This is a genomic window from Aureispira anguillae (assembly GCF_026000115.1).
Taxonomy (GTDB): domain Bacteria; phylum Bacteroidota; class Bacteroidia; order Chitinophagales; family Saprospiraceae; genus Aureispira; species Aureispira anguillae.
In genome coordinates, this window is record NZ_AP026867.1 from 5,881,099 (window position 1) to 5,903,245 (window position 22,147).

The following is a 22,147-nucleotide window of genomic DNA, read 5'->3' on the forward strand; positions in this document are numbered from 1 at the left end:
ACCATTAACGCTCTTGTTTTCCAACAAGGGAGTTGTTATAAAAAAGCTGCTTCCCCAATTCAAGGGAAACAGCTTTTTTATTATTTCGATTGTTCGTTTATTATTGTTGGTTAATTCCTCTTAAAAAAGCTTTTTAATAACCTCTTCTATAGAAATTCCCTCAGCTTCGGCTTTATAATTACGTACCACACGATGGCGCAAGACATAATTAGCAACTGCTCGGACATCTTCTATGTCAGGAGAATATTTGCCACTAATTGCTGCATGGCATTTGGCACCAATAACCAAACACTGCGAAGCCCGTGGACCAGCTCCCCAAGAAACATAGTTATTAACAAAATCTGTTGCCAACTCTGTATTGGGGCGAGATTTATGGGCTAAGCCAACTGCATATTCTAATACATTGTCAGAAATCGGGATTTGACGCACCAATTGCTGGAAATAAATAATTTCCTCTGCGCTTAATACAGAATTTACTTGTTGTTTATTGCTAGAGGTCGTACCTTTTACAATGTTTACCTCTTCCTTGTAACTTGGATAATCTAAGAATATATTAAACATAAAACGGTCAAGCTGTGCCTCTGGCAAAGGATAAGTTCCCTCTTGTTCAATAGGGTTCTGAGTTGCTAACACTAAAAAAGGTTTGGGCAACAAATGACGATGACCAGCTACCGTAACGCAACGTTCCTGCATAGCTTCTAATAAAGCAGCTTGAGTCTTAGGAGGCGTTCTATTGATCTCATCGGCCAATAGGATATTGGTAAACAAAGGTCCTTTATGAAAAGAAAAATTCCGATGCTCATCCATCACTTCCGAGCCCGTAATATCTGAAGGCATTAAATCGGGAGTAAACTGGATGCGCTTAAATTCCAAATCCAAGGCTTTGGAAATAGTATTTACCAATAAGGTTTTTGCCAAACCAGGTACTCCAACCAATAAACTATGCCCATCACAAAAAAGTGAGATCAAAACCGTTTTTACAACATCCTCCTGTCCAACAATTACTTTTGCAATCTCTGCTCGTAGTTTTTGATACGAATCGGCTAACGCATTAACCGCTTCTACTTCATTCTCAAACTTCATTTTATTTATTTTTATATGTATTACAAACTAACATAAAGAGACATACAAGGAAACGTAACTACAATTGCTCTTTTTAATGGTAGCTTATACCGTATAATGTTTATTATTATTGGTTCAAAATATAAAAAACTTAGGGCAATCTTAGCTTTTCTAACTGTTAAAATAAGTTTAAGGTCTTAGCAAAAAAATAAAAGCTACCTGTTCCAGACAGATAGCTTTTATTCTAAGGGCAACAATAATTTAGTTTAAGGTCGAACACTATTGGCATCAAACCATTTTTTTAATGCTTCACAAGCCTTTGCCTCAGTCAATTGCTCTCCCAAATTTTCGAGTTTTATTTCAATATAATTATCGGCAATTTTTCGATCAATCCAGTCGATGATAAAACGTCCTTTTTTAGATTCTAATGCTGCTTTTCTGATTTTAGAATAATCATCTTTAAGATTGGCAACATGCGGTTCTGTTCTGGTCAACAGTTTAACAATTCTGAATTGTTTATCGCCCGTTCTTGTTTCATACTCAATCACTTTAGTAACTTCTCCCTCTTTCATTCCATCAATAGCAAAATAAATAGAAGGTTCTAGATCACCTAATTCAAAATAAGGCTCTCCAGTCATAGGGTTCATAATTCTACCAGCTCTAGTTTTGCTAAAATCTTCTTCTGAATACAAAGCAATTCCTTGTGCAAAATTGATACTGTCTGCCAAGATTAGATTGCGGATGCTATCCAATTCTTGATAAGCGCCCTCTCTATCTTCTGTTGTAATATCAGGACGAATAAGGATATGCTTTGTATTGATGGTATTTCCTAGACGGTTGATCAACTGAATAACATGATACCCAAATTCGGTTTTAACCACTTCAGAAACTTCTCCTGGTTTTAGTTGATAAGCCATTGCTTCAAATTCAGGCACCAAGGTACCACGTGCTTGCACTCCCAAGTTTCCTCCTAAAGCAGCAGAAGCTCGGTCATCAGAGTATTTTTTAGCCAATACTTCAAAATCTACGCTATCTTCAACAATCTGCAACATCAAATTACGAGCTAATTTACGAGCACGAGCATCTTCAATAGGATTAATTTTAGGTTTGATTACAATTTCGGCCAACTCTACCTCTGAATTAAAATAAGGCAAACTATCAGAAGGAATTCCATTAAAAAAGTCCTTAACTTCCTTGGGCGTGATAGTAATGGAAGACATGATTTGTTGTTGCATTTTTTGCTGAACCAATTGATCTTTCATTTGATCTCGCATAAAATCTTTCATTTCAGAAGGCGTCATGTCGTAAAACTCCTTAAATTTTTGGGGGTCGTTATTCATATACGCCAAAATTTGAGTTACACGAGCATCCAATTGAGCTTGTACCTCCATATCCCCTACTAAAATACTGTCTTGCTCTGCCTCTGCAAGCATCAATGCATTTGCCAATAATTGATCAAATACCAACCAACGTGCATCCTCTGGCAAATCAACTCCTTGGCTTTGACTCTTCAAGGATTTTAATTGAGCTTCTACATCTGACTGCAAAATAATATGATTGCCAACAACACCGATTACTTTATCAATTTGCTGACGTTGGGCAAAAGTCAAACTATGACATAAAGCCCATAAAATCACTGGTATCCAAATTTTTTTCATTATTTTATTTATACTAATTGCCAATTATAGGTTGCTACTTTTTTGGTGGTAGAACCCAAGACTAAAAACTGTTCTATCTTTTAAACGCTAATAGGGACACAAAAGTAAAGTTTTATCTTTGGATAACCTATCTATGATTTTCAATTTTTCAAATAAACGCCTTATTCTCTACTAAAATAGCTAAAAATGAACCTTAGCTACTAAACCGAATCCTCCTCAATATAAACCAGCCTTTTATCCTTTAATAAATCTCAAAACTAGCCTCCTTTTTTGCCTTTTCGTAGACATCCTTTCGCAAATCTTGCAAAATTTTATTGCGGCGCTGATGCAATATAATTCGTCGAATTTCATCTTGAACCTGTGACAACGGAGCGGCATCTTCTTTATCTCTATATTCAAAGATTTGCAATAGATATTGATAGTCGTCATCCATTCGATCCAAAATAGCTTGCTTTTTTCTATGTCGACTGCTAATAGCATCCTCTGGAAGCTCCTTCGTTAATTTGTCGTATTCAATCCACAGATCTTCGTTTAGAATATGAACCGTATTATTTTTTGCACAAAACAGTTTTACTCGTTCAAAATTCACCCCTTCTTCCGATTTAAACCATTTTTTAAGTTTTTGTATTTCGGGAATACTTCTTTTCACTTTTACAAAATGGCAACGCACCCAACTTACCCCTGCTTGATATTGTTCCTTGTTTTTGCTATAATAATCGGCTAATTCCTGTGGAGTTACGTCCGAATTTAAACGTTGGTTAATCAATGCATCTTCATAATCATTCATAATAAGTGTTGCCTCATAAGCATTCACCATTCGCTTAATTTTAGCCGTTACATCTACATTTTTCTTAGCAACATCGAGCATCAACTGGTTTTGTATCCACTGTTCTATATAAACTTTAAGTTGATACAGACTATCTTTTTCTGTCATTCCTGCCCCAATGCCAACAACATCCGAAGGATATAAAAAATGATTGGCTGCTTTCGCCAATGGTTGTTCATCTTTTCGTTCTTCAGCTATTCCTGTAGATCCACAACTCATACCAAACAGCATACAACACAAAAAGAATACAATATATTTCATCATTACAGACTTGTTATTTTTCTTCGCTTTTTTTAACTAAACGCTTAGGCTTCTGAATAATTGGTTACTTCTTGGAATACATCTTCAATGGTAGATACTTTCTGATGCATTTCTAACAATACCACTTCTTGTTTTACTGCAAAATAAAAAATAGCAGGACGAATATCTTTTTCGCTTTTTGTTGTAACCAAATAACTATGTCCTCCCAAAGCTGTTACAGCATGAATTGGTGCAGCTTCTTTAAGCTGCTTCTCATTGATTTTTTTATCAAATGTTACTGTAATTTGTTTTTCTTTCGAAACATTTTGCTGAAGCATTGCAATCGTATCATTGGCAACCATATTTCCCTGATTGATAATAATTACTCGATCACAAAGTGCCTGTACTTCTTGCATAATGTGCGATGAAAAAATTACTGTTTTTTCCCTGCCCAACTCTCGAATAAGTTTTCGTATTTCAATCAGTTGATTGGGGTCTAGCCCAGAAGTTGGCTCGTCTAAAATTAAAACTTCTGGATCGTGCAACATCGCTTGTGCCAAGCCTACCCGTTGACGATAGCCCTTAGACAAAGACCCCACTAATTTATGTTGTTCTCTTGTCAAGCCAGTACGCTCTATCATGGTGTCTACTGCCGCCTTCTTATTTTTAACCTTGTGGAGTCCAGCCACAAACAACAGATATTCTTTCACGTACATATCCAAATACAGAGGATTGTGCTCTGGCAGATACCCAATACGTTGCCGAACTTCCATTGGATTGTCCACTACATCATAACCACAAACGTTAATAGAACCTTCTGTTTGAGGGATAAAACAAGTAATCATTTTCATGGTTGTTGTTTTCCCTGCACCATTAGGCCCCAAGAAGCCCAGTATTTCTCCTTTTTTAGCTTCAAAACTAATATTATTAACGGCTTTTTGTTCTCCGTATATCTTAGTTAAATTCGATACAGTTACTGACATATTTTATGCTTTAATAAAAGGTCATTCAAAATTATTAGTATCCCCATAAAGAATTTCATTTCCTTTATGAGAAGTGATACTGAAACGATCTAAAAGGATAGCTTGTTTTTCTCGGTTCCAAAAAAAGGCTTTCATTTTTAACTTTTTAACATTATCATAAATCTTTTCATGGGCAAAGCGAACCGATAAATACATGCGTTGCCATCCTTGCTTAACGACGGTTTGAGCAGTTGCATCAACGCCTTTCCAGACTAAAAGGGAATCCTGTTGGTCTCTCAACTCTAGCACCAAAACGCCTCTTGGTTGTACCGCAATAGAGTCTTCTACCCGAATATCCAAAGCAATATCCAAAAATTGATTATTGCGAGGGGTTACAGCAGCCAAATCCATTTCAAAGGTCGGTCCCCACTCTTCTAACATTCTATAATAAACATTAGAACGTTCTGTATCTTTCATCAAATTATGTTCGACGATGCCCGTCCACCCCTGTTGCTTTGTCATCACATCAAAGGTCATCTCCGACTCAAAATCAATTTCCCAAGCTGTTTTATTCAAGGCTTTTTCTTTCGATAAAATATAATATTCATAATTAATCCCATAACTTTTTTGATACAAGTAAGGATAATAATCCCTTGCTAGTCGAATATAAGCCTCTGGCAAGGAACCTAGAATAAGATGCGAAGTTACACTATTTTGTACGATCTCCCTAAATTCTAAAAAAGGGATTGGTGGCTTAAAACTCTTTTGGTGTTCAAAATTGGCTTGATAGGCTGTTTTATAGTACTGTAAATACTGAGGATTCTCTCCTAATACAATGGTAACATCTTCTCTATTATGTGCTTCTAAAAATGCTTGACTGTGTTTAATAAAATGTTCATAAGGGTGGGTATGAACCGTGTCATAATGTCTTCTCGTTGTAATGAGTGTCGTGCTGTTCACGATAAGAATAAGCAATACCATCCCCGCCTTTGCTTGGGTCGATATGCGATCTGGAACAAAGGAAAGTAAAACAAACAATAAATAAGGAAAAGAAAATAACAAATGAGATTCCCTGAGAATAGGAGATTGATATACCGAATACAAATAGCCAAATATCAAGGGGGTTAAAAACCAACACAATGCCAAGCAACGCATTTTATTTTTTTCACCCAACATTGTTTTGCCATACAAAAGGATAGATCCTAAGGTTAATACCAGCATTAATCCCAAACACCAATACGAATAATGAAATAGATAAAAGATGTGATTGCTGATAAAACTAGGGGTTGGTATATTATACCATAAATGCCCATCTGCATGCAGCAATTGATAGGTTGTAATGCTAATATGTGGCACAAATAAAAGTACCATCAGTATTCCTGATCCTAGGTATTTTAATAGTTGTTCTTTGCTGATCCAAAAGAATCCTGACAAACCAATCAACGCAGCAAAAAGAAGGCTAAAATAATGGTTGTACATCGCAGCAGCACCCATAACTACAAATCCTAACCAATAGCGTTTTTTGTCTTGTTTTAGCACTAACAGTTGAGTCCAACAATAGACCATCACTAAGGTACAAAATAACCCACTTTGATATTGTCTAGCTATATGGCTCCACCAAATTGGAAACTGTAGGGTAGCAAAATAAGCCAGTGCCAATAGTGCAACTGTTTTAGAAAACCAAAGTGCAGCCACTCGATGAACCAAAACCATAGAAGCAATAGACATCAACAAAAAAGGAAGTTTAATCGCCCATTCAGAAGTTCCAAATATTCCCGTCCAATAATAGACAAAAACATACATCCCTACAGGGTGAGAATCTACCAATTTAATATTCTCAATCACAGCTCCTACAGAATCATAACTCACCTTTGCCCAAGTACTCAGTTCGTCATTAATAAAAGACCAATCAACGGGATTTCCGACCCTTAATACAATCCCTACCAAGACACACAAAAAAATCAGTATGTAATCAATAGACCAACTATTTTGCTGTTTTAAGCTCTTATTCACATTCATGCTTTCTAAACAGGTATCTTAAACTCGATTTCCAATCAACTGTAAAGTCGTCTTAATTTGAGGATGGGTCATAATAAACCCTGCAACATCTCTAGCCCAAACTTGATAAGCCAATTTAGAAGGGTGCACACCATCACTAAAGAAAACCGCATTTTCTGAAGGTACATTAAAGCGTTCCATCCAATCCGTAATAGTGATTCTATTGGAGTAATAATAGGTCTTATTATCATGATGAACCAACTTATCCAATTCCTCTGCCAAAATTTCTCCCAAATTGCCCAATATAATTTTAATCAATTTGGTAAAAGCAGGCAACTCTTTAATTGGAGGCATATTGATAAATACAATAGGGACATCACTAAATTTGTCCTTTAGCGATTGAATGAGACGTTGTACATCCTTTTTCCATCTTGAAGGGTTGTTTAACTGAAACGTATCATTTGCTCCAAGGCCTACCACCACTAAATCAATTTCTTTTTCTGTTATTTGTGGTACAATAGTTTCTTCCACCTTTTTGGCCGTATAACCTCGTTTAGCATAAACCTTCCATTCAACAGTAGCATTCAACAAAGAGGATAATTCCTTTGCCAAGGTTCCTGTAAATCCTTCTTCATGCGTTTTTACGCCTACCCCTGCAATGGAGCTTTCTCCAATGGTCAAAATTCTTAAACGCTTATTGATATTATTAGCCACAAATCCCCGAATGCCTTCCGCCTCTGGCAATTTGGGAAATCGAGCTTTGATTATTCTTGCTTGAAAGTAGATAATAGGAAGAAATGGTATCGCTAGAATTACCTTTAATATATATTTAATGTTCATTTTAGTTTCTTTTTAATTGCTTACGAATCAACTTTTACGGGAACTCGTATGGGATCGTTCATCTCCCCTAATATCTCTCCTTCATTTCGTATTGACCTGTTTAGGGGAGTTTAGCTACCAATACATATTGATAATACTTATTTTTTAGGTAGCAAATCCAATTCCAATCTATTTTGATAACATTTCCCAATGTACAATTTTGCTATCTTTCCACCAATGATAAGCCACCTGAATTTGCTCAGAATTTTAAGAGGGAAACCTTAAAATCATCAATTAGCATAGCTTGTTTACCCTTATTCCATACATAAACTTTGATGGTACACCCTGCTAAATTATTGTGATAATTGGTGTTTAGATTAATGCAATTCCATGCTAAAGGATCTAGTGTTTGCTCCATAAATTTTTGTCCTTTCCATAAAATTGTTCCTTCTTTATTCTGAATTGAAATCACCAATACAGCATTTGCCTCCTTTTCAGGTGCTTTGCTCTTCATCCAACAGGAAGTACGAATATATACGTTTTCGCCCAATAAACTATCTAATGAGTTGATATAGGTGCAGGAATATTGCTGAGGTGGAATAGAATAGGCATTTTGTCCTTCAAAGGCATCATTTTGAACGAAGGCATTCTGATGAGGAGCTGTCCAAGGGGTTTGAATGGGCTGTTCAAACGTTTGGGAACTTTCCATCAAAACAAGTTCTTTTGCCTTGTTGTTGCTTTGTTTTTCTAGATGCTGCCTTATTTTTTTCCCGACAAAATGAGACAAATGCTTGGCAGATTTTTGTTCCAAATGATTCCCATCATAAGTTACATAATCCGCTCTGTTTTCTATCTCAATCCAAGTTCCTCCCACTGCTTCAAATTGGGCAACAAGGGCTTTTTCTGGATAATAAGCAACTCGTGTTTCTATGGCTTCAAAATGCTTTGCTGCTGGCGGACGAAAGCCAAATACCTGAATTCCTTGTTGCTCCCATGCTGCTACTTTTTTAATCAAATTTTTTCGAACAGCAGCACTAAAATCAACTGTAGGATACGTCTTTTCGATATGCCCATATCCCTGCCACTCATTTCTGGGAAATTTATCAGAAGCAATCCAACCATTTAATTTATAATCCTGATAATATCCTTGTCGCTTTCCTTCATATTCATTGCGCAAAACCGTTGGGCTTGTGGGGTCAAAAAAACTTAAATAAGGATTGATTGTTTTACGTTGCCAAACCGCTAAAGCAGCTCTATTTTTTTCTTGCCAATGATGTGGATTGGCTAAATTTTCATCGGCCAATGCAGAAGTCGTTATTCCTAGTACAATAATAGGTTGCTTAGAATGGCTATCCAACAGATTTGCTCCTGCCTCCATAAACGCACTGTCTAAACCCGCAGAAGAAAAACCGTAATTAAATACGCTTAAGGGGGCAAAAGAGCGCAATTCTTCTTCGACACTTGTAGGATCAATTCCTCTATAAATTCTCGAATCGCCTATAAAAACAACATCAAAGGTCTTTTCGGGGTATGCCTTATTACTCCAAAACAAATCTGCAACCATAGAAGATGAAGGTAATTTAGGCAATAAGAGACCTCCTAAGACGACAAAGGCAATCGTCAGTACCAAACTTATAATCATTCTCCAATGGTATGGATTCATTGTTGTTAAAATTGAAAATAAATAAATTCTGAAGCCGTTCCTCTAAAAAAGATACACATAAATAATAAAATGGCTATGGTAATTGTATCATATAATATAGAATGGGTAGCTAATTTGAGTGGTTTATAATTTCGTTTAAGATAGTACCACACTTCTATTCCTACTCCCAATCCTAAAAAAATTAATGCATCAAAATATTGAGTTGCAATCAATTCTGTTCCTTCTAAATTAGTAGAAAATAATTTTGCTAGAATCTCCATGGCTTGCTCAAAGCTAGTCGCTCTAAAAAATACCCAAGCAATAACCACTTGAAATAAGACCATTAACCAAGCAAGCAAACGCCCTGCCTTATAAGGATGCAAATATTTAGGCCATTGGCTTAGTCGTTCTATACTCAAACAAAATGCATGTATGGCTCCCCAAATAATAAAATTTAAGGCTGCTCCATGCCACAAGCCAGAAATAAGCATGGTCAACCACATATTTCTATAGGCTTTCCATTTGGAACCTTTGTTGCCCCCCAAAGGAATGTAAAGATAATCTCTAAACCATGTTGATAAAGAGATGTGCCACCTTGACCAAAAATCACGCAAAGATAGAGCATGATAGGGATGATTGAAGTTACTTTTGAAACGATATCCCATAAGCTTTGCTAATCCTCTAGCAATAGAGCTGTATCCCGCAAAATCAAAATAAATTTGAAAAGAAAAGGCTAACATGACCATCCACCAATAGAGACAAGAAGGTTGTGTATTGTTATTCCAAAACGATTGATTGACAATTGGAGCTAAATTATCTGCAATAACCATTTTTTGAAAAAAGCCATAGGTCATTAACCGCATCCCCAACCAAATTTGAACGGTAGAGGTCTTGGGGACTCCTTTTAGCTGTTGAAGTATGTCTTTGGCTCGAACAATAGGCCCCGCAACCAATTGAGGAAACATGGATAAATAGGCAAAGAAATGCCAAATATTTCGTGTGGGCTTAAGTTTGTTGTTGTAAATATCAATCGTATAACTCATCGATTGAAACGTGTAAAAACTAATCCCTACAGGCACCACCAACGAAAATGCGGGCAAACGCTGATACAAATCTACAGTTATGCCCCAATAGCCCAATACTTCTTCTAAACTCGTAGCGATAAAACCGCTATATTTAAAGATTGCTAAACTTCCAATATTAACCAGTAAAGAACCAACCAACCACCAGCGTTTTTGGGAAGGCATCCGCTCCATCGCTAAACCTGCACCATAATCGACGAGCCCACTAAAAAGTATTAAAAAGACAAAACGCCAATCCCACCAGCCATAAAAAATAAAAGAAAAGACAACAATACATACCCAACGGCGTAAGTTCTCTTGTTTAGCCCATGACCAGACCAAAAAGAAAAGCATAAAAAACACCAAAAATACAAGTGAATTAAATAGCACGTTAGATGATTTTTGAGTTGTCCTCTAAATAGCACGTTAGCTGAAATGCTTTTATCCAATCAATAGCATAATTGGTGAGGTTGAAAGGGAGGTACTTTTTTAAGAATAATCTAATATACTACAAAGCTAAAGGTATGGTTACCTTTAGCTTTGTAGTGAGTTTTAGTACAAAAAAGAATCGTTGATTGGTCTAATTTAGAAATAAGATTTTAGCCACTCCTTTTTGGGTTCCTTCTTCATTAACAATAAAGACCAAATAGACTCCTGACTGTGCTCTTCTACCATTATAATCGGTACCATTCCAGATTGCTTGCCCTCCCAAAGCAGTAGTTTCGTACACTAAACGACCACTCATATCTGTAATCTTTACATTGGCTTCATCTGCCAAATTAGAAATAGCAATTGGTCCTGAATAATCTGGTTTTACAGGGTGAGGGAAGACAGTTACATTTTCTTTTTTCATGCGTTTTAGCCCTGTAGTAGCTTCACCTCTAAAAGATTGAATTCCATTGGCAGTAGCAATATAGAGTGTTCCTGTAACGCCATCCAACGCCAAATGTTTAACAGCATTGTCAAATAAAGGGCTATTTTCTTTGGTAAAATAAGCCAATTGATCATAGCCATCTGCTGACAATAAAAATAAACCATTATTAGTAGCAACCCATTTTCTATTGGCTCCATCTACCGCTATATCAACAATGGTTTCTCCTTCCAATAAATGACCATTAAATCCATCTTGAGTAATAATAGGTCTATTGCCTTGACAAGCTCCATCAAAAACATTAGCGGAACAATTAAAAATTACAATACCAGCATCCGTTCCAACCCAAATAGCCCCTTTTTTATCTGCCACTAGACATTCTGTTAGGTCATTTGGTAATAAGGTATTGTGTTTACCCAATTGAATCGAACGGTTATCCGTATCATCATCCAAATCACCGCTGTCAAACACGGTTATTTTTCCTGTAACATGTTTCACCCATTTGTACCCATTTCTATCAATAGCCAAATCCTCAACTGAAACTTCGCTTCTAAAATAAGTATTAGAAAAACCTTTCCAAGTTCCATTCAGTCTTTTTACAACTAGACTAACGTCAAAATTCCCTGAGTTAGTCATCCATACATTGCCGTCATCATCAACCGCCAAGCCCCGCACTCTCGTTCTGGCCTCATCCCCATGGGTTCCATATAATGGAGCATCGCTATGATATTGATCATAGATAGCAATGTTCTCATTTCCGTCCATTTCCAACACACCATTCATAAAAGAAGCAACATACAATTTATTATTTTCAGGGTTACTAATTACCCGAATTGCATCATGGAAGGTATCCATTGCGGGTTTAGTAGAAAAGTTATAGGTTGTCCATTCTCCTTCTTTGTATCTAAAAAATCCCGTTTTGTTAAAGGTAACGGCAATTCCATTATAAAAAGAAGAGGTAACCCAAAGCGTTCCATCTACATCAACATGCATATCAGACACCTGATTGGATAGCGGAGCATTCGGCTTTATATGTTTGAAATTTCGGTGAATATACCCTTCGTCAGCCGCCCAATGTATATTATCTTGATCTATAACAATATCCTTTACCCGCCAAGAACTAGCGTAGTAGTTGGTGTAAATATCATTATTGGCCGTAATTGTATAATATCTAGGCGTATTGGTTGCAATAATTATTTCCGTTTGGTCATAATTAAGAGTCATATTATAATGAGGAATAAAATCGCCACTTCCTGTAGGTCGCCAACTCACTACAGCCTGATTGGCTTCTTTGTCAAATCCATTTAGCGGATGCCAGCTTCCATTATAATACTGGAAAAGGGTATCCTTTGCTGCTGCGTAAACTTTATTATTAAATTTGATTAAATTTCGAGAAGAATAAGCACTTAAATTTAAACCATAGTTGCTCCCTTGAAACTGCCAAGTTCCAAAATCCAAAAGATTTCGACCATCCATAATCCCTCTATATATGCCCTGATTTGTTGCGATAAACAAGGTATCGTCCAATTGAGTACAAGCATTAACATCAACAGGAATAAAAGTAGTCTGGCTAAATGCATCTATTTCTAAATCATAGACAACCAAACCAAAAGAGCAAGAAAAATAAATTTTCTTTCCTGCATTATAAATGTGATTAATGGATTTGTCCCCAATGATATTATTATTATTAAGAATAGCCGATAAGTTCGTTACCATCCCATTATCGTACAATAAATCTATATTTCCGTTAATGTATGCGATCACCAAAACATTTTCACTACGATTATACTCTAGTGTCTTTATTCGCATATCACTTAACCCAGAAACTTTATTGAGATGTTCTAACGACTGGTCTTCTTTGTATATTTTTAGTATAGCTTGCGTAGAAGCAAAAAATACAGCATCCTCACTTTCTGTTAAGGCAACCATATTTTTATAGGATAAGTGAGAACGCCAGTCCCCTATACCCACAGGGTTATCTTGCCCCAAAAGCACAGAAGAAGAAAATATCCCCACAAAAATTAAAAGAAAATAAATTTTACTATACATCATAAATTCACTCGGTTTAAATCAGACTAAGAAAGATCTGTTGTATTTAATCATCAACTCATTTTTTTAAATAAGAAGGATTGATATCAAATACTCAAATTTATAAAATTGTATAGGTAGATTCTATAGAATGTAGATTTATATTGTTAAGACAAGCCAATTAACTAAATAATGCCCTTAATTCATTTCTTTTAGGAACGAAGGATAGTGCTAAAATGTTGACGTTAAACAATACATTTTTTATTCTTAAAAAAAGAATAGGTGAACAAAATTCGTAAACCCTAATGCTTTCTAGACCTTATAAACAAATAAAGAGGACAGCAAAACTGTCCTCTTTAACCCTATGTTACGTTATTATCCAATAACGATTTTTAATTTTTAGTTGTCGTTCAGGAACAGGTTTGAGGTGGATGACCACCTCCCCTTTTAACCTATTCCATCCCAAGCTGCAAAGTAAGTAAGTAAGTAAGTAAGTAAGTAAGTAAACTTGTTGTTGTAAATATGTTGTTGTTGTTGTAAGTCATTTTCAAAATAACGGTGAAAAACACTACTAATTGCTTTATGGTCGTAATGTATTTAGTAGTATTTTTCCGTTATTATTTATATTCTAATTCTTCCAATTAGAATGTATTGCCTTTTAATTTAGACGAAAACGGTTTGTCTTGGTCTGTTATAAATGATAAACGACCTCAAAAAAAAAAAGGTTGGGTAAATTAAAAAAATACTTTTTTAGGCAAAAAAAATCTGCATTGAGACAATTGTCTCAATGCAGATTTAAAGAAAAGCGAATACACAAATTTACTCTTTTTCCATTGGCATATTTGCTTGTACTCTATCCGAAGCAACAACCCCCATTGTCGATACAGGTAAGGCACTTTCTTTGTATCCTACACACTGTCCTACCAAGGTATATTTTTGATCGGGATCCAAACGTACCTCAACCTCACCTTGAGCATTCACGGTTAAAACTTCTTCTGCCTGAGTAAATTTATTTCTAACCACTACTTGTGCATCTGCGAGTGGTCTTGAATTAGCAACATCCATAATTTTTAGGACAACAGCTAAAACAATATTATCATCAACCACTGTTGTTGTTTCATTTGATGTTGAATTATCTGCAGTAGTATTGGGATTATTGTCTATTGGTCTCGTATCAGAATTTGTATCCGTTGAAGATGGCGTTTCGTTTTGGGATGGATTAGAATTATTTTTCTGTTTTTTAGAAGTAGAATCATCTGTGTTGGGCAATTCTAGTTCTCCCTTTGCCGCCAAATCTTTTAAGTGCTCTACATATTTTTCATCCGACATTCCAGCTGGTTGTACGGGAAAATCAGCATCCAATTCAACAGGATGTTCTATTTCAGACATTCCCGTGCTTTTTCTAGGTCCTACATCTACAGGCAAACTCTGTTTTTCTGCCCCTACAATTACGTATTTAAATACATCATAACTTTTGGCACGATTGGACGAGAAAAAACCCTGTGTCTGATCATCAGACATAATAAAAGAAACATCACTAAAAGAAGAATTAAAAGGCTGTCCTAAATTTTCAATTGGCAACCAATCTACCCCATTTCCTAATGGGCGGGTACGAAATACATCATAACCTCCAAAACCAGGGTGCCCCTTAGAAGAAAAATACAAATCCCCATCTGGATGAATATACGGCCAAGCATCATCTTTCTCGGTATTAATATCTTTTCCCAAATTAATTGGATAGGTCCAACTGTCATTTTCATAATTACTCATCCAAATATCCAAGCCCCCAAATGACCCCTTCATATCCGAAGCAAAATACAAGGTTCTTCCATCAGGAGATAAAGTAGGATGTGTAAAATTACTTCCTTGCATCAAAAACTCTAGTGGTCGAGCTTCTGACCAATGACCATTTCTAAAAGAAGAAGTCCAAATTTGCAAGACAGAATTTCCCTCTCGAGTTTGCACACTCTGAGAATAAAAAATATGAATACCATCTCTAGAAAAAGCAGCAGGTCCATCGTGACGGTTATTACCGTTGAGAGAATGAGAAAATTTTTCTGAAGGTTTCAAATTTCCATCTGCCCCTACCCCACTAACTCTCATATTGAGATAACCTCTAGTTCTCATATCGCCCAAATCTTCACTCAACTCATCAGAAGCAAAAACAACAGCATCTCCATAATAAGTAATCCCGATTTGACGAGTAGCAGAATCATTCACAATATTTTGGTTAGAAACATCTACGTTTAAAAAGATTGGTTCAATATTTTCAATATCTCTACATTGCTGAATTAATTCGGCAGGTTCTGTTGATGCCTCATCTTTTTGAGCATAAACCTCAAATTGTTTAATAGCAGCCTCGTAACGCCCTAAAGACATCAATACTTTTCCGTACTCCAAATAAATAGACAACCTGTCATCTCCATACTGCATTACCTGATGATACAACTCTTGAGCCTTAAAAGGATAATCCATTAACCGATAACAATTTGCTAAATTCATTTTGGCATCCACTCCCAATAATTTAGCTCCAGCGGTAGAATTCCATAACTTTTCATATTCAGCAACAGCTTTGGTATAATCCTTTTCTTTATAAAAAGAATTTCCTTTTTTTAGATGCTGTATTCTTTGGGCATGAATGTTGGATACAGTAAATAAAACGCTTAATACTAGTATTATAATTCTCATATTATTTTTTATTTGATAACGTTTTGCTAAGATAGCAAGTTTTGCTTATTTTAGACAAGCTTTCTTTTACAAAACATCACATTTCTTATAAAAATGTCTAATTCAAAAAAGAGTAGATTAGAATTAATTAGATAAAGTAGTAGTATTATAGCCCTGTTGTGTTGAGAGTACACTTATATGAGAGTCTCTTAAAGTAAGAAAATTATTCTATAAAATCTTTTTTTTAGCACATAAAAACAAAAAATTATGAAAACATTAATGGTTACACTTTTTATGCTTATTGCTTTTGTATCAGCAAGCTGGGGGCAAATTGATTCTCCAATAAAAGAGGAAACTAAATCAAATAGCAAAGGCAGTTTTAATTGCCTAACCATGGAGTTGCCAGGTACTACTGGAAAAGCAACCAACAAAGCTTGGAGCAAGTTTATCAAGAAGCTCAAAGGCAAGACCAAATTTGATCGTAAAATGAATGAACATATAACGGACGATGCATCGCTCAAGGACATGAGTGATAATACCGTAGATATTATTACTAAAATCGAGGAGAGAGGTGCCGAAGGGACCGCTATTTCGGTTTGGTTCAACTTAGGGGTTTCTTACCTGTCTTCTAATGATCACCCTGAACGTTATCCTGCTGGCGAAAAGATCTTAAAAGACTTTGCCAATGTGGTGTCTGCTGATATGATTGAAGCTGAATTAAAGGAGGCGGAGAAAAAACTTAAGGAATTGGAGGATTTGCTCAAAAAACAAGAAAAAGAAGAAGCCCAAAGAACAAAAGATATAGAAGACTATAGAGCTACCATCAAAAAAATGGAAGAAAATATTGTCACAGCAGAAGGTGACATCAAAAAAAGTGAAGAAGATCAAACCAATACAACCTTAACCATTGATGAACAGAAAAAAATCATTGATGAAATCCAAAAACGATTGGATAGTGTAAAATAATTTCTTAAACACTTCTTTATTGGTTAGTTAGCTTGAAAATGTAATGAATAGCATTTTCAAGTTAACTAACACTTTATTTTTTCTAATTGTTTAAATTAAAACATTTATATACAACGTATTTCTATACTAGGTTTAATTGTTAACTTTTTTTACAAAAAATCACCATGAGACTAACAGTAATTATAGCCATTTTTTCTCTCTTTTTTCTCAGTCTAATGAGTTGCCATCCTGAAAAAAATAAAATTAGTGCAACGGTACATTTTCCCATAGCGAATAGCGTTCAGTCTAACCCTGATAGCGTGTTTATTGATTTTGAAATAAGTGCAAGCATTAGACTTCATGAAATTGAACTTTTGATTTCGAGTGATAGTCTTCAATTTGATTACGTTGCTCCATTCAACCCATTGTCTATCATCCCTCAAAGCACTTCTCATCATTATTCTGGCTTTGTTGATTTGTCTTCTTATGCTCCTGGTAGAAAATTTACCTTACAGATTTTAACAAAAGCCAATAAAAATGAGACTAATTCTAATTTTACCTATTTCTTAAAAGAAGTACCATTTGAAATATAATCTTTTTTCAATCCTTTATAAAAATTAACGGAGTAATGTAAAACTAAAAGAAAATGAAAAAAGGGGCAAAGTTTTGCTTTGTTACTTAAGTTTAAACTCTAGCATTTTTTGATCCACTTTAGTGCAAATGTAGATTTTATCATTCAACTCTAACTCTGCACCTTTATACATCAATCCTCCACCCAATATTACTTCATCGTCTGCTATATCTACATTTGAACTTAAGCCTTTTTCTGCCTGTTCTTTGACTTTATTTGCCAAAACATAAACCTCTTCTATTTTTACTTCTTCTCCTACGTTTAATACTAAATCTGGTGCATCTGACAAGCTAGTTTCACAAGACAATAAAACAAAAAATAGTAACATGCTAAAAAATAATATTTTCTCTATCATATCTGTTGTTGTTGTTTGATTTTAGCCTGTTGCCCATAAAAATGCTTTTACAGCTGCTGCCTAAAACCATAAATTTAAAATTGTTTTTCAGCGCTTAGTGCCATACACAAATAGAACAACATGCACTAAAAAACTTATTCTGCCTTACAAATATAAGTCATTAAAAATCGGACTTTTGATACAATGTATAAGTGTTATCCCCCAATGAACAACTGCTTATTTTCAGAAAATAATTGATCCTATAAATAGAAATAGTCTAAACATAATTCCATTATATTCTATGGATATACTTAGTTTAGACTAATTGTCCTTTTTAATTTTTGGTTCTTTGACAATGCTCACCCAGCGTAGCAATATAGATACTACAGGAGAGCATTTACAAAGCATGTATTTTTTAATTCGATTATATTGAATCTCCCAGTTATGAAAATTACACTTCTTTCTATCCTACTCTTGCTTTTTAATTCTAGTATTCTTCAAGCCCAAGAAGGCTGGACGTTGTGGTACAACCAAAATCAATTCAAAGCTCAAGAGGTTCCCAATTCATTGATTGAAAAACAAAAAAAATTAGCGGCTCGAAATTATTCTGCTGTTAATTGTATTGGTTTGGCTCCTGATGGTGGTTGGGTAATTTCCTATGTTAATACAGCACAACAACCTGCTACGCCTTATTTATCTTGGGATGGAACCCAAAAAGATTTTATGGCAACACTGCAAAAAATAAAAACGGAAGGTGCTACAATCCAACAAATTGTTTTTGCTCCATTGAACACTTACAACAAACAAAGCTGGGTTGTTTTGTACGATAACAATGAAGCCAATTGGAAAAATATCGCACCATCTCTAATCACAAAAATTATAGACCTTAACAAAGCCAATAAAACCATTAAAAGCATTGGGCTTTCCATCAATGGCGGCTGGGTATTAATTGCCGAAAACAATGAAGTTTTTTGGGACTTAATTCCCGAAAAGATGATTCAGCAAATTAAAACCTTACAACAAAACAATCAAGTCATTCAATCGGTTGCTTTTAACCTTGACAATGGTTGGATTTTGTTGTACGATAAGAACAAGGCTATTGGAGATAAAATTCCCACTGCCCTGATAGAGGAAATAAAGCAGTTAGAAAGCCTAAAAGCTGAAATAAAAGGAGTTAATTTTTACACCATCAAAGGAAAACTTTAGATTGCTGGATTCAATAGCGGATTGATCGTTTAAAAGTTTGTATCTTTGGGCAAATATCTCAAATGTTATAACATGATCAACCGTAGCAAAGCACCTCAAATACAAACCGTCGAAAGTCTAGCCTTACATCAACCTAATTTACATCAGCTAGACAATGGTATTCCTGTCTATGAAATCAACCTTGGCAGTCAAAATGTCATTAAATTAGAACTAATTTTTGAGGCTGGACGCTGGTACGAAAAAGAAAAATTAATTGCCCGTGCCACTTCTCAACTGCTCAAAGCTGGCAGTCATCAATATAATGCAGGGCAGCTTGCTGATTTTTTTGAATATTATGGTGCAAAGCTAAGTATTTACGATGGTTTTAATACGGTTAATGTTCAAGTATACTGTTTGTCTAAGCATTTAAAAACGCTCTTGCCCATGCTTCAAGAGTTGCTAACCGTTCCTGCCTTTCCAGAGGAAGAATTGCACAAATTAATTAAGCGTAATAAGCAAAATCTCAAAGTTCAATTGCAGAAAAATGACGTGGTTGCTTACCGCTTATTTACCGAAGAACTATTTGGCTCAGAACATCCCTATGGATACAACTCATCTGATAGGCACTATAATCAAATCAATATTCCCAAAATTCAGCAGCATTTTCAAGATAATTATACGGCCAATGACTGTACCATCATCATTTCAGGCAAAACCTCTTCCCAAACCCTCCAATTGCTCAATCAATATTTTGGAACCTTACCTACCTTCCAAACTACAACTCCCTTAAATTGGGAATTAACGCCAGACATTGGAGGAAAAAAAATACATCAAACAATTTCTGAAGAAAGCTTACAAGCATCCATTCGCATTGGGCGACGTACCTTCTCCAGAGCGCATCCCGATTGTGATCAATTCTATATGTTGAATATGGTTTTAGGAGGCTATTTTGGTGCTCGACTCATGCAAAACCTTCGAGAGCGACATGGTTTTACCTATGGGGTTTATTCTTCTATAGAAACATTAAGTTCTAGTGGGTATTGGTATATTCACACTGATGTCGGAAAAGATGTTAAAGATGCCGCTTTAGCTGAAATATATGGAGAAATTGCACGTTTACAAGATACGGCTATTTCCAAAGAAGAAATGGAAATGGTTAGAAATTATACTTTGGGGATGCAATTAACTTCCCTAGATGGAGTTTTTAATATTGCAGGTATTATCAAGAGTTTGGTAACCGCTGGACTAAACCAACAGCATTATTATCAATTTATTGATACCATACGAACCATTCATCCTGATCAAATCCAACAAATGGCTCAAAAATATTTGAACCCAGATGATTTGTTGGAAGTGGTTATAGAGTAATGAGCGTAAACAATTCTATATGTATTTAAAGACACTAAACATCGTCCTTTTTTTATGGATCGTGCAATTTGCACAGGCGCAAACATCGCAAGTTTGCGCTAGATTATTATTGGGTTCAGGACAAGATTCGATCACATGGCAAGCTACGCCCTGTGCCAATTTTGGAGGGTATGTAGTCTTAGGGCAAGAAAATAATTCAGGTCCGTTTATTCCTTTAGATACTGTATCCACCACTAACCTGGTACACAATAATCCCAACGAAAACACTTGGCATTATCAAGTGGGAATGCTTTGTAATGGAGTACTTAGTCATATCTCTATTGCCGTCAGTAATCAACGCCCCATTACACCTGATCTACGAAGTGTAAGCATTGTAGGTAATGTTCCCGTTATACAATGGGACCCTAGCCCTAGTCCAGAGGTGATTGGGTATCAAATCTACAAAGAGAGTCCTTATGGCTCTAACAATTATTTCCCCTACCCTACTGCTAATTCCATTACCAATGGCACCTCCTTTACCGATGCTTCGGCGGTTGATTTATTAGCTCGTTATGCCATTATTGCTGTAAGCCCTTGCAATAAAAGTTTATTGGGGCTTGGAGATGCTGTAGATGGAACAACGGGACCGCATACCTCTATGATTGTAGCGGGCAGTATTGATTCTTGCAATCAGACTATTTCATTAAATTGGAATGCTTATGAAAATTGGAAAGATGGAGTACAAAGCTATGAAATTTGGGGCAATAAAAACAGTAGTGGTTTTCAATTATACCAAACGGTTTCTAGTTCAACGCATAGTTATATTTATTCAAATGCAGCGGATAACGACCACTTGGTTTTTCAAATTCGAGCAGTAGAACGAAACAAAGTCAATCGAGCAATTTCCAATAACTTACAATTTGATGTTCGGGTCAATCGCCCAATGGATTATATACATATTACCCAGTTGAGTGTGACCACCAACAATGACATTAGCATTAAATGGGAATGGGATACCAATGTAGATTTTGTGGGCGGTAATCTTTTAGCAGGGATCGACTCTAGTCAATTAGATTCTCGATTGTTTTTGCCGCTGATTGGTTCTAGTTTAAATGGCTTTAGTGACAATCAAGTTGAACCCTATCTCAATAGTTATTATTATAGAGTACAAACAGAGGATGCTTGTGGGCATATCGTTCATAGCAATTGGGCTAAAACGATTTTTTTGGAAGTAGAAGCTTTAGAAAATTTTGAAAATAAAATCACTTGGACAGAAGCCTACATAGAACATGGAACCGTTCAAGAATATTGGTTGTACAAAATAATTAATGGGTCTCCTCAGCGCATTGCTATTGTGCCCGCAACTACCCTGACTTATATTGATCAATTGGATGTAACCAATGAGGCAGAGGCAGAAAGTTGCTATTTTGTTATCGCCAATATGCAGCTTAATTTTCCGAATGGAAAATCCAATTTTACCCAAAGTCAATCCAATAAAGGTTGTGCCATACAAGGATCGAATATCCATATTCCAAACGCCGTTTCACCCAATGGAGAAAATCGATATTTTCGCCCCATTATTGTTTTTGGACGCAGCATTTTTAATTATTCTATGCTGATTTTTGATCGTTATGGGCAACAAATCTTTGAATCCAATGATTTGTATGATGCTTGGGATGGCACTAAAGATGGGCAACCTTTAAAAATGGGCATGTATGTTTATCGCATTCGTTTTCAAGCCCCCAATTTGGAATGGATTGAACGCAAGGGAACTGTGATGTTGGTGCGATAGGAAGTGATCCTTTTGATTAGGAAGACATTCTTTTAGCTTTCTAATAGAGTACTCTCCCTTTAATAAAGCACCACTTCTT

General features: G+C 35.7%; 16 protein-coding genes. 5 read left to right on the top strand and 11 right to left on the bottom strand.

From position 1 onward, the window contains the following. Nucleotides 1-120 precede the first annotated feature (120 nt). The 10 genes from AsAng_RS23125 to AsAng_RS23170 form a co-directional block, all read right to left on the bottom strand. Nucleotides 121-1,083 (bottom strand): AAA family ATPase, encoded by a 963-nt coding sequence (locus AsAng_RS23125; RefSeq protein ID WP_264789466.1) that lies wholly within the window; start codon nt 1,081-1,083, stop codon nt 121-123. A 245-nt stretch (nt 1,084-1,328) separates the two neighbouring features. Beyond that, nucleotides 1,329-2,720: a peptidylprolyl isomerase gene (locus AsAng_RS23130; protein WP_264789467.1), complete on the bottom strand. Its 1,392-nt coding sequence runs from the start codon at nt 2,718-2,720 to the stop codon at nt 1,329-1,331. Nucleotides 2,721-2,961: 241 nt separating this feature from the next. Further along, a complete protein-coding gene (locus AsAng_RS23135; RefSeq protein WP_264789468.1) occupies nt 2,962-3,810 on the bottom strand; it encodes a hypothetical protein in 849 nt (282 codons plus the stop codon). A gap of 41 nt (nt 3,811-3,851) precedes the next feature. Continuing rightward, nucleotides 3,852-4,769, bottom strand: coding sequence for a gliding motility-associated ABC transporter ATP-binding subunit GldA (gene gldA, locus AsAng_RS23140; protein WP_264789469.1), 918 nt, complete (start codon nt 4,767-4,769; stop codon nt 3,852-3,854). Nucleotides 4,770-4,790: 21 nt separating this feature from the next. After that, nucleotides 4,791-6,761: a glycosyltransferase family 39 protein gene (locus tag AsAng_RS23145; RefSeq protein ID WP_264789470.1), complete on the bottom strand. Its 1,971-nt coding sequence runs from the start codon at nt 6,759-6,761 to the stop codon at nt 4,791-4,793. Between the two features lie 24 nt (nt 6,762-6,785). After that, nucleotides 6,786-7,586 (bottom strand): SGNH/GDSL hydrolase family protein, encoded by an 801-nt coding sequence (locus AsAng_RS23150; RefSeq protein WP_264789471.1) that lies wholly within the window; start codon nt 7,584-7,586, stop codon nt 6,786-6,788. A 238-nt stretch (nt 7,587-7,824) separates the two neighbouring features. After that, entirely contained in the window at nt 7,825-9,228 is a 1,404-nt protein-coding gene (locus AsAng_RS23155; protein ID WP_264789472.1) for a hypothetical protein, read from the bottom strand. A gap of 5 nt (nt 9,229-9,233) precedes the next feature. Next, complete coding sequence (locus AsAng_RS23160; RefSeq protein ID WP_264789473.1) at nt 9,234-10,658, bottom strand: MBOAT family O-acyltransferase; 1,425 nt, start codon at nt 10,656-10,658, stop codon at nt 9,234-9,236. A 190-nt stretch (nt 10,659-10,848) separates the two neighbouring features. Next, a complete protein-coding gene (gene porZ, locus AsAng_RS23165; protein WP_264789474.1) occupies nt 10,849-13,191 on the bottom strand; it encodes a type IX secretion system anionic LPS delivery protein PorZ in 2,343 nt (780 codons plus the stop codon). Between the two features lie 795 nt (nt 13,192-13,986). Further along, on the bottom strand, nt 13,987-15,855 hold the full coding sequence (locus tag AsAng_RS23170; protein ID WP_264789475.1) for a hypothetical protein: 1,869 nt from the start codon (nt 15,853-15,855) through the stop codon (nt 13,987-13,989). A gap of 246 nt (nt 15,856-16,101) precedes the next feature. Here AsAng_RS23170 and AsAng_RS23175 point away from each other — a divergent pair, with 246 nt between their 5' ends. Together AsAng_RS23175 and AsAng_RS23180 are read left to right on the top strand one after the other, a co-directional pair. Next, on the top strand, nt 16,102-16,800 hold the full coding sequence (locus tag AsAng_RS23175) for a coiled-coil domain-containing protein (protein WP_264789476.1): 699 nt from the start codon (nt 16,102-16,104) through the stop codon (nt 16,798-16,800). Between the two features lie 164 nt (nt 16,801-16,964). Further along, nucleotides 16,965-17,372: a hypothetical protein gene (locus tag AsAng_RS23180; RefSeq protein WP_264789477.1), complete on the top strand. Its 408-nt coding sequence runs from the start codon at nt 16,965-16,967 to the stop codon at nt 17,370-17,372. Nucleotides 17,373-17,453: 81 nt separating this feature from the next. Here the strand turns inward: AsAng_RS23180 and AsAng_RS23185 are convergent, their stop codons facing one another. Beyond that, entirely contained in the window at nt 17,454-17,765 is a 312-nt protein-coding gene (locus AsAng_RS23185) for a hypothetical protein (protein ID WP_264789478.1), read from the bottom strand. A 423-nt stretch (nt 17,766-18,188) separates the two neighbouring features. Here AsAng_RS23185 and AsAng_RS23190 point away from each other — a divergent pair, with 423 nt between their 5' ends. The 3 genes from AsAng_RS23190 (at nt 18,189) to AsAng_RS23200 (ending at nt 22,068) form a co-directional block, all read left to right on the top strand. Then, a complete protein-coding gene (locus tag AsAng_RS23190; protein ID WP_264789479.1) occupies nt 18,189-18,950 on the top strand; it encodes a hypothetical protein in 762 nt (253 codons plus the stop codon). Nucleotides 18,951-19,022: 72 nt separating this feature from the next. Then, a complete protein-coding gene (locus tag AsAng_RS23195) occupies nt 19,023-20,297 on the top strand; it encodes a M16 family metallopeptidase (protein WP_264789480.1) in 1,275 nt (424 codons plus the stop codon). Between the two features lie 19 nt (nt 20,298-20,316). Beyond that, nucleotides 20,317-22,068, top strand: a complete 1,752-nt coding sequence (locus AsAng_RS23200) for a gliding motility-associated C-terminal domain-containing protein (protein WP_264789481.1) — start codon at nt 20,317-20,319, stop codon at nt 22,066-22,068. The last annotated feature ends 79 nt before the right edge of the window (nt 22,069-22,147 follow it).